Raw genomic sequence first — 13,855 nt, forward strand, 5'->3', positions numbered from 1 at the left:
GATGCAAAATTCGTAATTTTCCGGATTAGTAAACTAGTCCAGTTTTAAATCAATGAATAGTCCGGTTTTAGATCGAGTAAAACAATTAATACAAGTCGATAAATCGGCTACCCAGCCCGTTTATGTTCAAATTTCCCAACAAATAATCAATGCTATACAAAGGGGATATATAACTAAAGGTACAAAACTTCCTGGTACACGGGTGTTTTCCAAAGCTTTAAATATACATAGGAACACGGCTGTGGCTGTTTATAATGAATTGGCAGCGCAAGGATGGGTAGAAATCTTGGCAAATAAGGGATCTTTTGTACTGGTTCCTGAAAGGAAGAAAGAAGCGATTGTAGCACATGCATTTCAAGTGGATCAAATCAATAGGTATCCCGATAAAACAGGTTTTCCATTTCAAGCTTCCTTTCATTTGGCTTCTACCAGAGAATATTCAGAGGCAAAAATTAGTATCAATGATGGTCAGCCAGATTTGAGATTGCATCCTGCCCATCAGTTTTCTAGATGGTACAATTCTACTTTAAAGCGTAGAAACTTGCCGAGTAAATGGCATCAAAATGAAGACTCCTTCTATTTTAATTATGAGACTCAGTTGTGTAACTTTTTGAATGCTACTCGTGGGTTCAATATGAAGCCTCAAAATTTGATTAGTACCAGAAGTACCGAAATGAGCTTGTATGTGGTCTCTCAATTGCTTTTGAAAAAAAGGGATGTGGTTTTGGTAGGTGATTTAAGTAACTATTCTGCCAATAGAATCTTTCAACAAGTAGGTGCCGATGTAAAAGTTATTCCGGTTGATCAAGATGGTTTGGATGTCAATTATATAAAAACCCATTTTATCAAGAAATCTATTAGGTGTGTCTATATAAATCCGCAAAGGCATTATCCCTCCAATCAAACATTAAGTGCTGAAAGGCGTCTGCAGCTTTTGGAGTTGGCCAAAGAATATCAATTTGCCATCATTGAAGATGATTTTGATTATGATTTTCAGTATGAAGGTTCGCCTATGTTGCCTTTAGCAAGCTCTGATACACACGGAATGGTAATTTATTTGGGCAAGTTTGGTCAATCTTTATTTCCGAGTTTTCAAACCGGTTTTGTAGTAGCTCCTAAAAACTTGATTTCTGAGGCTAAAAATTATTTGGAATTACTAGATGCCCAAGGCGATTTGATTCAGCAACAAATGCTATCTGCGCTTATCTATGAAGGTGAAATCCACCGCTATTTAAAAAAGAATGTGTTGCTTTATAAACAGCGACTGGAGGTTTTATGTAACCAATTAGATTTTCATTTTGGAGATATTTTAAAATGGGAAAAACCTACTGGTGGACTTGCGATTTGGCTACAATTTACTGAGCCAATTTCCTTGGTTCGTTTTTCAGAAGAGAGTGTCAAGGAAAATGTCTTTCTTCCCAAAACTATTTTATATCAAGATAAGAATACTTGCGCCATCCGTTTTGGGTTTGGTCAACTTAATGAAACAGAAATAGAGTACGTTATAGATAGCTTGAAAAGTGCCTATTTAAGGATCGCAAAATCTCACTAGGTTTAGAATATTATTGAATGAAATCAAATTGTGGAATGCTTGAAGTTTATATTATATTTAGCAGATAAATAAACGCTTTCATGATTCATCTTTCTTCCTTAGACTTTGTTATAATTGCTTTGTTCTTTGCATTTTCTATCCTAATAGGTATTGTAGTCTCCAAAAAATCAGGGGAAAATAGCTCTGAGTTTTTTCTTTCTGGACGAAACATGCCGTGGTGGCTGTTGGGGGTATCTATGGTAGCAACAACCTTTGCAGCTGATACACCTGGATTGGTTACTGAATTGGTGAGAACCAATGGGGTTTCTGGGAACTGGGTTTGGTGGGCTCTGTTGCTTACGGGAATGCTCACCGTATTCTTTTATGCCAAACTATGGCGAAAATCTGGAATTACTACGGATTTAGAATTTTATGAATTGCGGTATTCTGGGAAACCAGCTAGTTTTTTAAGAGGATTTCGCGCTATTTATTTGGGGGTTATTTTTAATATAATCACTATGGCCGGTGTTTGTTTGGCCGGCTCTAAAATTGCCAATATTTTATTGGGATTATCCCAACAAGAAACGCTGCTATATTCTTCAATTATAGTAGTCATTTATTCATCCTTAGGAGGTTTAAAGGGGGTATTGATTACAGATTTCTTTCAATTTCTTTTGGCCATGGTTGGGTCTGTTTGGGCGACAATTTATATTGTTAATTTGCCTGAGATTGGTGGAATGGGAGAGCTTTTGCAACATGAAAATGTTTCAGGAAAACTTAATATCCTTCCAGACTTCTCAAATACTGAAACATTAATAACGTTGTTTATCATCCCATTTGCGGTGCAATGGTGGAGTACTTGGTATCCTGGAGCAGAACCCGGAGGTGGTGGATATATTGCACAACGTATGTTGGCCGCCAAGGATGAAAAGCACGCCACTTGGGCGACTCTGTTTTTTAATTTTGCTCATTATGCTTTAAGGCCGTGGCCATGGATTCTCGTAGGTTTGGCTTCTTTGGTTGTGTTCCCTTCTTTAGAGAGTATTGGAGTCGCCTTTCCTGGTTTGCATGAGGATATGCACGGTCATGATGTGGCCTATGCGGCTATGATGACTTATTTGCCTGCAGGCTTAATCGGTTTGGTGATTACCTCTCTCGCAGCCGCCTTTATGAGTACGATTTCCACACAATTGAATTGGGGTAGTTCCTATATTGTTAACGACTTTTATGGAAGATTTATAAATGAAGGTGCTAGCGAAAAGCAGAAAGTGCTCGTTGGTAGAATTTCTACCGTGCTATTAATGGTGTGCGCTGCCTTATTTTCCTTTTATATCAAATCAGCTAAAGACGTTTTTGATCTGTTGTTACAAATAGGAGCAGGGACTGGACTGTTGTTTATTCTTAGATGGTTTTGGAAGCAAATTAATCCGTACAGCGAGATTGCGGCCATGGTGATTTCATTCATTATTGCGGTAGTGTTTTTTGTTAATGGAAAATTGGAACAACCTTGGTTTGAGTTACAAGGCTATATGCAATTGATAATTGGTGTGGTCTTAACCACTATAGGGTGGATTGTTGTGACCTTAATGACACCGCGAAGTAATCAAGAAACACTTGAACATTTTGAAAATGTAGCCTTTGGTAATGAAAGTAAATTCAAAAATATTGGTTATAAGATATTAGCTTTCTTTCTTGGTGTCATAGGAACTTACAGCGTGTTGTTTGCTACTGGTTATTATATTTATGGTAAAACCTTGGCCGCATTCTTATTGACTGTTGTAGCAATCATATGTGCCTTTGTTTTGAAAAGAATTTGGAACAAGGTTCTTGATGAGGTGGAATAAACTTTAGAAGCTAATTTTACCCAAACGATATTTAAATGCTTAATTATCAATAAAATAAAATTTTGTTTATTAAATATCTGGTATGTTGATAGGAATAGAGGGCAATATAATAAGTGAGTAACCTAAATTTACCTATCTTCCTAACATTATAAATTCCATATATGTTGAATAAATTAACCGCTTATCCCAAACGAGTTGATCTTGATAATTGTGAGGATGAACCTATTCAGTTTATAGGGCAAGTTCAAAATCATGGATTTTTGCTTGTCATAGACAGTCAGAGGAACATACTACAATGCAGTGCTAATATCAAAAGTTTTTTAGGGATTGAAGCTGAAACAATTCTAGAAAGTACCTTTAATAAATTCCTTAGTAGAGAGTCTTATGATAAGTATCTGAATTGGGAATCGGATGGGGTTGATCATATACCTTTTATTGTAAATTTTGGCGATAAGGAATTTGTTTGTATTCCTCATAGACAAGACGAGTTGATTCTACTTGATTTTGAAAAGGTAAATGAAGATTGGAATCCAGAAGAATTTCAGCAATCCATGATTTCGGTGTTCAGAAAGTTATCATCTACGCAATCTTTGAATGAGCTGTGTGATAAAGCTGCTAATTTGATCAAAGAACTTTTGGAGTATGATAGAGTGATGATTTACCAGTTTGATGAAAAGTGGAATGGAACTGTCATTGCAGAGTCTAGAGAAGACCATTTGGAGTCTTGGCTAGGATTGCATTATCCAGCTGGTGATATTCCTGCTAATGCCAGAAGATTGTTCCTAGAGCAGGGAGTTCGGATACTTAGTAATATCCGTGAGCAATATGCGCCGTTGGTGCCAAGTTTAAATCCTTTGACTCAAGCTTTAGTTAATATGGGCAAATCCCATTTAAGAGGTTCAAGTGCTATTCATATTGAGTATTTAGAAAACATGAAGGTGGAGGCCACCTTAAATTGTGCCATTGTTCATAATGGAATATTATGGGGACTTATATCCTGCCATCATTATAATAGTAAATTCATTGATTATAGAAAAAGACAATCTTGTTCGCTTCTCGCAGAGATGTTTTCAACTCAAATTAGTCAGAAATTATCAAACACCTATTTGGCCAGGATTAATCAATCAAGTTTTGTAAGGGCAAAAATCACTGAAAATGTCAGTAAAAATTGGGATATTATAGAGGGGTTGACTGTATTTGATACGAATGCTACCAATTTATTTAAATGTGATGGATTTTGTATCGCTTATAATGAAGAAATCGTCATTTTAGGAGAAACACCAGCGAAAAAAGATATTATTCCTTTGCTGAATACCTTACATGATAAGTCACTATTCAATGAAGGGTGTTATGCCACCGATAGTTTGATGAATGTTATCAATTGGACCGAAGAACAAGCAGAGATAGTTTCAGGTCTGTTGGTTTGCAAGCTTTCAAAGCGGGTTGATGAAGCTTTGTTGTGGTTTAGATCGGAGCAAATTAATGAGGTAAGTTGGGGGGGAGACCCGAAGTCACATCAACACGCAGATAAATCGGTAAGATTAAGTCCAAGAAAATCTTTTGAGAAATGGACAGAGAAAGTAAGGTATACATCACAACCATGGAAAGATTACGAAATTTCCACAGCATTGGCCCTTACTAATGATATTAAGAATGTGATTGTAACCAAATTTGGAGAGATTTCGCAGCTAAATAATAAGCTTTACAATTTAAATCAGGAGTTGGAAAGCTTTAGTTACAGCGTGAGTCATGACTTAAGAGGTCCACTGAGGAGTATTGATGGATTCGCTCAAATTCTATTGGAGGATTATGGAGAAGTTTTGGATAAGTATGGTAAGGATACTTTAAATACTATTATTGGCTCTGCAGAAAAAATGAACCGATTAATGGATGAGATTCTAAGTTATAGTAGCTTAAACCAATTGCGGTTACAGATACGGGAGATTGATGTGATAGAACTTTGCGATGAAATTATTCAGGATTTTGGGTTATTAAAAGAATTTCCTTCAACAGAATTCTCTATACAAGAAAATATTCCAAAAATTAAGGGAGATAGGACGATGATGTATCAATTATTTTCCAATTTACTTACAAATGCGTTCAAGTATAGTGTTAAAAGTAATCCACCAAAGATACAAATCAGTCAGTATGTAGCGGATAATCATCACATTTTTCAGGTCAAGGATAATGGAATAGGATTCAATCCTAAGTATAAAGAAAAAATATTTGGTATCTTTAACAGGTTGTCCAAGGAAGATTTTAAAGGCACTGGTGTTGGATTAGCCATTGCTCAAAGAGTCGTTATTAAACATCATGGTGAAATTTGGGCAGATAGTGAAGAGGGAAAGGGAAGTACTTTTAGTTTTTATTTAGAAGAAGATTGACATGCAAAAGAAAACGATAGTATACATAGAAGATAGGCTTGAGGATATCATGTTACTTGAAAGAATTGTTCGCAAAGAATTTAATGATATTCATTTAATTTCTCTGAATGATTCTGAGCAAGTACTTGAATTCATTAACAACGGCGAGTTCGCCAAATTATCGGCTAGTTTGGTTTTATTAGATATAAAAATGCCCAAAGTAAATGGGTTTGAACTATTGGAAGCTCTGCAAGAGTTTATACATTATGAGAATATTCCAAAAATAATTTTCAGCAGCAGTACGCATCTTTCAGATATCAATAAAGCTTATCAATTAAAATGTAATAGCTACGTAGAAAAGCCAAAGACTTACCTAGAATTTAAAAACACGCTCAACAGCACCTTATCATATTGGTTAAATATTAATTTAAATTAGGGAATGACCACAAAACCTATTAGAATACTCATTGTTGAAGACAGCATAACAGATTCCGCCCTTATTCAAAGACAACTCGAAAAAATTTTCACAGAACCTGAAATCAGAGTTAGTGATTCCCTGCTTAATGTAAGATATACAGCTAAAACATTTTTTCCGGAAATGGTTTTTACCGACTATGATTTGGATGGTTTTACAGGTGAAGATGTGTTATTGACTTTTAAAGAGCTTTTCCCACGCATTCCAATAATTGTTATTACAGGGACACTTAATAGTGAAGAATTGGCGGCAAATGCCATTTTAAATGGCGCTTCAGGATTCTTTCTCAAAAAGAATATGAATGAACTTGCAGACAGAATGAAGCCAGTAATCAATAAAATTCTCACTGAAAGGAAGGAGTTTTTTGAACGGATGGAAGAGGAGCAAAAGAGAAGAGATAAACTTCAAAGGGTACATGCCTTGTTGAAAGAAGCTTCAAAACCCACGGATCAGGAGAATGTAAAGGAATATTACGAAAAACTTTTAAAAGAAATAAGCGACAATCTTGACACCATCATCAAATAATATTCTCAAAAGACTTAAGGAAGAGACGCAAGTACTTCATGCCAATGTTGAAAATTTAAGTGGAGCCGATAAAATTTTAAACTATACGATTCAAAAAGAAGAGTACAAAGACCTTCTTCAGAAAAACTACCAGGCTTATCAACAAGTAGAAAACTTGATTGAGCCTTTTCAGGACTCACCCGAATTGAAATCATTATTTCCAAGAGATAAAATATCTTTTTGGGCGTATGAGGACTTAAATAGGCAGCCAAACCCATATAATAAGATTGATTTACAATTAGAAAATGCTTTTCAAGCTTTAGGGGCCTTGTATGTTTTAGAAGGGTCTACTATGGGGATGTCAGTTATTGCGAAACATTTGGAAAGGTGTGAAGGATTGGTTTTAAATAAGCCGCAAAGACTTTATAGTCAAAATTCGAGCAAGATTCAGCGATGGCTATCATATAAAGAGCAAGTAAATGAACTCCAATTTTCTAAACAAGAAGAAGATGAAGTTGTTAAAGGTGCTAACAAGGCCTTTTTGATTTTTCAGAAGAGCTTTCTGTCATAAAAGTAAAAAGCCCGATCGGTAGATCGGGCTTTTTACTTTTATTATAAATTCATTACTCGACTAGAATAATGGCTTTATTATCTTTCATTTCTAAAGTTCCAGAGTTGATTTTAAGTTTTAAAAGCTTGTCTTCTGGTACCAAAGACCCATGTAGTTCATCATAAACCAATTTGCTATCGGAATGCGTATGAATCTTAATGGTTCCTTCTTTCAATAACGACACGATAGGAGCGTGGTTATTTAACATTTGAAACTCTCCCATAGCTCCAGGCACAACTACAGAATCAACTTCTGAACTGAAAATGGTGGCTTCTGGTGATACAATTTCTAAATACATAGTTTCTTAGTATTTAGTAATCAGTAATTAGTAATTAGTGGATTAAAGCCAACTGCATACGGCATACTGCTTACTGTTTTACGCTTCCGCTAACATTTTCTCTCCAGCTTCAATAGCATCTTCAATAGTTCCCTTAAGGTTGAAAGCTGCTTCTGGTAAGTGATCTAATGCACCATCCATAATCATGTTGAAACCTTTGATGGTATCTTTAATATCTACCAAAACTCCAGGAATACCAGTAAACTGCTCAGCTACGTGGAAAGGTTGTGATAAGAAACGTTGTACACGTCTTGCTCTTGATACGGCCAATTTATCTTCTTCAGATAATTCTTCCATACCTAAGATGGCAATAATGTCTTGTAATTCTTTATAGCGTTGTAATAACTCTTTTACTCTTTGTGCACAGTCATAGTGCTCTTTTCCTAAAATGTCTGCAGTCAAAATTCTTGAAGTAGAATCTAACGGGTCTACCGCTGGATAAATACCAAGCTCAGCAATTTTACGAGACAATACGGTTGTAGCATCCAAGTGGGCAAACGTTGTTGCAGGCGCTGGATCCGTTAAATCATCCGCAGGTACATAAACCGCTTGTACTGATGTAATAGAACCTCTTTTGGTAGAAGTAATACGCTCTTGCATCGCCCCCATTTCTGTTGCTAAAGTTGGTTGGTAACCTACCGCAGATGGCATACGACCTAAAAGTGCAGATACCTCAGAACCAGCCTGTGTAAAACGGAAGATGTTATCAACGAAGAAAAGTACGTCTTTTCCTTGTCCGTCTCCAGCTCCATCACGGAAGTACTCAGCAATAGTCAAACCAGACAAAGCAACACGTGCACGTGCTCCTGGTGGCTCATTCATCTGTCCGAATACGAAAGTCGCTTTAGAGTCTTTCATAACGGCTTTATCTACTTTTTGAAGATCCCATCCTCCGGCTTCCATAGAATGGATGAAGTCATCACCATACTTGATAATTCCAGACTCAAGCATCTCTCTTAAAAGGTCATTTCCTTCACGAGTTCTTTCACCTACACCAGCAAATACTGATAAACCACCGTGACCTTTTGCAATATTGTTAATCAACTCCTGAATCAATACCGTTTTACCTACACCGGCACCACCAAATAATCCAATTTTACCTCCTTTTGCATAAGGCTCGATCAAATCGATTACTTTAATACCTGTAAATAAAACTTCGGTAGAAGTTGATAAATCTTCAAACTTAGGAGCTTCCCTGTGAATTGGAAGTCCGTTGTCTCCAGTTTTTGGTAAGTTTCCTAATCCGTCGATGGCATCACCCATTACGTTGAAAAGACGTCCGTAAACATCGTCTCCAATTGGCATTTGGATAGGAGATCCTGTTGCAATAACTTCAGTCCCTCTACTCAAACCATCGGTAGAGTCCATCGCAATAGTACGAACAGTATCCTCACCAATGTGAGATTGAACTTCAAGTACTAATGTGGAACCGTCTGGTCTGCTAATTTCTAATGAATCATAAATCTTTGGAAGTGCAGTCTCAGAACCAAATTCAACATCGATAACTGGACCTACAATTTGTGCAACTTTACCTGTAACTTTTGACATTACTTATGTATTTAATATTATGCAATTTAATTGAATGAAAACGCCTCTGGTTTTCGCGCTGCAAAGATATGTTTTTTAATTTAATATAAAATATGTTTTTAGGGTTTTTGGCTTCAAAAAAAAACGCCCACTTTAAAGGGGCGCTTTTTTTTATGCAATGTGTTGGATTACTGAATGTAAACTCCTGTAAAATCTACTGGATTAACCCCTTGAATATTTGATCCATATTTGGCGTTTATCACTTCCAAAATTTTGTTTGCAATTACTGAATAACCTCTTGGAGATGGGTGAATTCCATCTAAAGAAAAGGTTCCTCCAGTGACGTAATCTGCAGTCATAAATGCACTTCCAGCTTGATATCCAGTGTTGGCCACTTCTGTAAAAAAGCTATTGACATCAAAAAATGCCAAATCGTTGGTCATCGCTGCATTTTCAATGATATTGTTAAAGGCCGAAATAGCATTGTTGACATCCTCTTGTTCTTCTGGTAAAAGGACCCATTGGTCATCCATGGCATAGGTAATTCCTTCTAAGGAAAACATGCCTGCCAATTGTTGGGCGGAGGCAGCTGGAATACCATTGTTGATCAATTGGGTTGCTAAAGTGGTTGCTGAGGCAGTATTCAAGGTTCCGATAACCGAACTACTTGTCAAGACAACTAAATCGTCAGCAGTGGCTTGTCTACATTGTCCGTACTGTTGCCCTAAAATATTAGCGATAAGTGGCGCTGCTTCTGGAGGTAAACCAAATTGACCAATAAAAGCAGGAAAAGTAGGACTGCTGTTTAAAGCAAATTCAATAGACGCTGAAATATCTGTTAAGTTTTCATCTTTGATGACAATGGCACTTGCTGCATTTTCATTGAATATAATGGCTCTTTCTGGTTCGCCTAATGCTGTAAAAACACCATTTAACGCGCCAAAGATCATATTTAGAGTGGGTATTTGCGGACCAAAATCTGGATTGGTTGGGTCTAATGGCGCATATGGCACGGTATTGAAATATGGGGTTGAAGTCACATCTGGAATATTCATAATGACCCCTTCTGCACCTCCTGAAACCATGGTTTGAACCAAGCCATTATATACTTGAGCAAATACATTGGAGTTAGTAATATCATTAGAAGCATAGGTCGATGGGTCCAAATTCCCAGTCACATTATGATCTGTCCCAGACCCACCAGATGCGGCGTAACCCAAAACGTCATTATTTCCTATCCAAAGAGAGAAAAAGGTTGGATTCATAGCCATGGCATCAGCTATAACAGTCGTGTTTGGTGATGTTGCCATTCTCACAAAATAAGGATTAGCTGCACCAACAGCTAAATTGGCAAGGTTCCCATAGCCAGGAGCTACCAAGTGGTAAGTTTTGGCTCCAGGAACTCCCATGTTGTTAAATGGGCCGTTTAAAATATTTGATACTTCAGTAGAAGGCGTACCGCTCACCACTGAAGGTGTTTGTGTCGCGATATCGAAAAACATTCTAGGAGAAGCAATCGGATTTCCTCCTAATAAAAGACCTCCAATGTCGTCATTCATATAGGGTTGGGTAAATTCCCCTCCTCCGGCCAAGGCAAATTGACCAGCCAATAGGTTTGGGAAGGACACCTCTTGTCCCATAGCAAAAAGGGCATTGTCAGAGTATCCTGCTGTTAGTGAATTTCCAACACTTACAAAGGTTGAAAAGTCTGCCGATCCACTACTGTATTGAATGTCTGGGTTCCCTTCTACAACCTCATTGTTGACAGGGTCTGAAAGAGCGTCTATATCGCTGTCACAGGCATAAAGTACAAGTGAAGCAGTTAGAATTAAAGAAATATATTTAATTTTCATAACCAGTTTTTTTAATTGTTGAATGTCCAAGAAATGTAATAAAGAGCTCCTACTGCTCCTGAACCTGGAGCACTTACATATTCATAGCCCAAAATGTTGGAGCCTCCTAATTTAAAAGTTGATTTGATACTTGAAATGGTATAATTAATTTGGGCATCAACGGTACTTCTTGCAGGTAAATATGCATCAGCAAAGGATGATTGCCATAGGTAGGTGTCATTCCATCTCCAATTCACATTAAAACCAAAATTTTTAAACAATTCGTTGTGGCCTAGACTTGCTTTGACTTTATGTTCAGGGGTATTGAAGGATGTTTCAAATCCTGGGTCGCTTGCTTCATCAAAATCCAATTTGGCATAGGTATAGTTGACACCAAAATTAAACCCATTCCATACTTTGGTGTTAAACCCAATAGAGGCGCCATAAGAATTGATATCTGCCGTTGAATTTGTATAGGTTTGGTAAGCTTGGTAGTCACCATTTTGTAATGCTAATAAGGATAAACCATTATCTCCAGCTTGTCCGTATAAAGGAGTTAGAACCGTTTTATTAGAAATAAAATCTTCATATTGGTTATAGTAAACACTCAAATCAATATTGACGCGTTCTACAATACCACGATACCCCACTTCATAAGCGGTCACTTTCTCCGGTTTAACTAGACCTACATTAATTGCTGTTGGATTACCAGCATTAACAGATGCCAAGTCAAATGCATTAGAATAAGCATCACCTCCATTTAACTGTACATTTGGAGCTCCTACAATGGCAGCACCGTTTGTACTTAAAGGTGCGCTTGTAGCGGTATATCTGTCTAGATTGGAAGGAGAAGAACCGACCAATATGGCACGTCCTGCATTTAAACCAATAAACAAATCTTGAGTTGTTGGATTTCTAAATCCTGTTTGGTAAGAAGCGCGAATGTTGTGCTTTTCAGCTTCATCTGCTGCATAAACAAAAGACACTCTTGGAGAAAAGAAGCCATCGAAAAATTCTGATTTGTCATAACGAACAGACCCAGTGAATTTTAATCGGTCACTTAATAATTTTTTCTGAAGTTGAACATAGGCTCCATATTCATTATAATCAATAGAACCATCATAGTCTGTGTAGATAGTACCTCCAGAATTTAAGGAATATTGTCTGTAAGAACCTCCAACCATGATGTCAACAACATTAATTAAATGACTTAAATTGTAATTGGCATCCACGTGGTAAATTTTGGAGTTGTCCTTGAACTTGGCACCAGTTTCTAGGTTAGGATCAGAAGTAACTCTGTCGAAAGTATTGTTAAATGCATCTGTTCCAGGCATCAATCTTCCAGTATCTGCTGCAGATCGTGCTGCGAGATGTGCTGCCGCTTCTTGCTCTGAAGTTGGGTCAAAAATACCTTGTCCTGCCAGATATCCCAAATAGGCACCAGCATAATCGGTAAACCATTGGGTGTCTCCTTTCCATGCTCTATTCATATTAATCGCTGCGAAACGAGAATCATATGAATTACCAGCCTTTTCTGCAGTAGTGTATCCTCTTACAAAAAAGTTCTTGTTTCTTATTTCCAACTTATGTTGTTGCATTAAGAAATCTTTGATGGAATATCTATTGGCTCCTTGATAGATGGTACTTCCTCTACCTATTTTGGAATTCCATATGATTTCGAAATCATTTTCCCAAGGTCTATAATATAGTCCAAAGTCAGCCTTTAAACTTTCAGCATCGTAATTCATTAAATCCACTTCGTTATAACCAGTCCTTGATACCATTGAAGAACCATAATTTGTTGCTACTGGTATTGGAAGTGCTCCAGCGGCAATTTCATCAAAATTTAAAGTAGTGGATACTTCATCGCCGTATACATTTAATCCGTCATATCCAGGGTCATTTCTGTTCCAACCTGGGTTGTTGAAGTCTCTATAATCTGTAGCATACCATTCCGTACCATTTAAAAATGATAAAGACGCTTTAGCTGCAAATTTTTCACTGAATTTATAGGCAGCTCTTATTCCTACGTCAACATATGTATTATCCCCGGCATTTTGACTAGAAGTCATCCCTGTTTTGCCATAAACACTAATACCAGAATGCTCAAAAGGATTCTTACTGGTCATGAACATGATACCATTGAAAGCATTTGCTCCATATAGCGCAGAAGAGGCACCAGGCAATAATTCAACGGAGTTAACATCTAATTCTGACATCCCTAATAGATTTCCAATCGGGAAGTTCAAGGCTGGCGATGAATTATCCATGCCATCCACCAACTGCATAAATCTTGAATTGGCAAACGTGGCAAATCCTCTAGCATTTACCGATTTAAAAGTTAAACTATTGGTGTTTATGTCAATACCTTTTAAATTTTCTACAGAATCATAGAAGGAGGCCGACGCTGTATTCTTGATTTCAGTGAGATCCATTCTTTCGATGGTCACTGGGGATTCCCTTATTCTTTCGGGAGTCCTTGATGCAGAAATAACAACTTCATCCAACGAAGTTCCTTCTTCAAGGATAAAATTGACTTCCTGATTATTTTGTGTAATTTCCATGGTTTCAGAAGTGAATCCTACGCTACTTGCTTGGATTGTAAATGGAGGGTCCTGTTCTACTGAAAAGGTAAAACGACCGTCAAAATCGGTTGCCGTTCCTTGAGACCTTCCCATTACCACTACATTTGCTCCAGGTATGGGTTGTCCATTATTGTCCGTAACCGATCCTGAAATTGTTGTTTGAGAATATGTTGTAAAACATAGTAACAACAAAAACATCGATAGAATTGATTTCATTTGTGAGTCTTGGTTTTTGATTAATTCGATT

The 13,855-nt window shown here is 37.2% G+C and carries 10 protein-coding genes; 6 read left to right on the plus strand and 4 right to left on the minus strand.

What is annotated here, in order from left to right; translation table 11 throughout:
• The first annotated feature begins 52 nt into the window (after nucleotides 1–52).
• The 6 genes from ZA07_RS06810 (at nucleotide 53) to ZA07_RS06835 (ending at nucleotide 7,288) form a co-directional block, all read left to right on the plus strand.
• Nucleotides 53–1,552, plus strand: coding sequence for a PLP-dependent aminotransferase family protein (locus ZA07_RS06810; protein WP_053970965.1), 1,500 nt, complete (start codon nucleotides 53–55; stop codon nucleotides 1,550–1,552).
• Between the two features lie 80 nt (nucleotides 1,553–1,632).
• Nucleotides 1,633–3,375: a sodium:solute symporter family protein gene (locus ZA07_RS06815; protein WP_231628649.1), complete on the plus strand. Its 1,743-nt coding sequence runs from the start codon at nucleotides 1,633–1,635 to the stop codon at nucleotides 3,373–3,375.
• A 161-nt stretch (nucleotides 3,376–3,536) separates the two neighbouring features.
• Nucleotides 3,537–5,759, plus strand: a complete 2,223-nt coding sequence (locus ZA07_RS06820) for an ATP-binding protein (protein WP_053970966.1) — start codon at nucleotides 3,537–3,539, stop codon at nucleotides 5,757–5,759.
• 1 nt (nucleotide 5,760) lies between these two features.
• Nucleotides 5,761–6,174: a response regulator gene (locus ZA07_RS06825; protein ID WP_053970967.1), complete on the plus strand. Its 414-nt coding sequence runs from the start codon at nucleotides 5,761–5,763 to the stop codon at nucleotides 6,172–6,174.
• A gap of 3 nt (nucleotides 6,175–6,177) precedes the next feature.
• Nucleotides 6,178–6,738 carry a response regulator gene (locus ZA07_RS06830; protein ID WP_053970968.1) on the plus strand — a complete coding sequence of 187 codons (561 nt, stop codon included), beginning with the start codon at nucleotides 6,178–6,180 and terminating at the stop codon, nucleotides 6,736–6,738.
• Nucleotides 6,719–7,288, plus strand: coding sequence for a biliverdin-producing heme oxygenase (locus ZA07_RS06835; RefSeq protein ID WP_053970969.1), 570 nt, complete (start codon nucleotides 6,719–6,721; stop codon nucleotides 7,286–7,288). Before ZA07_RS06830 ends, ZA07_RS06835 begins: the two co-directional genes overlap by 20 nt.
• 52 nt (nucleotides 7,289–7,340) lie before the next feature.
• On the opposite strand, the gene ZA07_RS06840 is transcribed toward ZA07_RS06835, so the two are convergent.
• From ZA07_RS06840 to ZA07_RS06855, 4 genes are all read right to left on the minus strand, one after another.
• Nucleotides 7,341–7,625 carry a F0F1 ATP synthase subunit epsilon gene (locus ZA07_RS06840; RefSeq protein ID WP_053970970.1) on the minus strand — a complete coding sequence of 95 codons (285 nt, stop codon included), beginning with the start codon at nucleotides 7,623–7,625 and terminating at the stop codon, nucleotides 7,341–7,343.
• 78 nt (nucleotides 7,626–7,703) lie between these two features.
• Nucleotides 7,704–9,212: a F0F1 ATP synthase subunit beta gene (gene atpD / locus ZA07_RS06845; RefSeq protein ID WP_053970971.1), complete on the minus strand. Its 1,509-nt coding sequence runs from the start codon at nucleotides 9,210–9,212 to the stop codon at nucleotides 7,704–7,706.
• 167 nt (nucleotides 9,213–9,379) lie between these two features.
• Nucleotides 9,380–11,044, minus strand: coding sequence for an SGNH/GDSL hydrolase family protein (locus tag ZA07_RS06850; protein WP_053972075.1), 1,665 nt, complete (start codon nucleotides 11,042–11,044; stop codon nucleotides 9,380–9,382).
• An 11-nt stretch (nucleotides 11,045–11,055) separates the two neighbouring features.
• Nucleotides 11,056–13,824: a TonB-dependent receptor gene (locus ZA07_RS06855; protein ID WP_053972076.1), complete on the minus strand. Its 2,769-nt coding sequence runs from the start codon at nucleotides 13,822–13,824 to the stop codon at nucleotides 11,056–11,058.
• Nucleotides 13,825–13,855: the final 31 nt, after the last annotated feature.

The organism is Mangrovimonas sp. ST2L15 (assembly GCF_001280515.1).
Classification (GTDB): domain Bacteria; phylum Bacteroidota; class Bacteroidia; order Flavobacteriales; family Flavobacteriaceae; genus Mangrovimonas; species Mangrovimonas futianensis.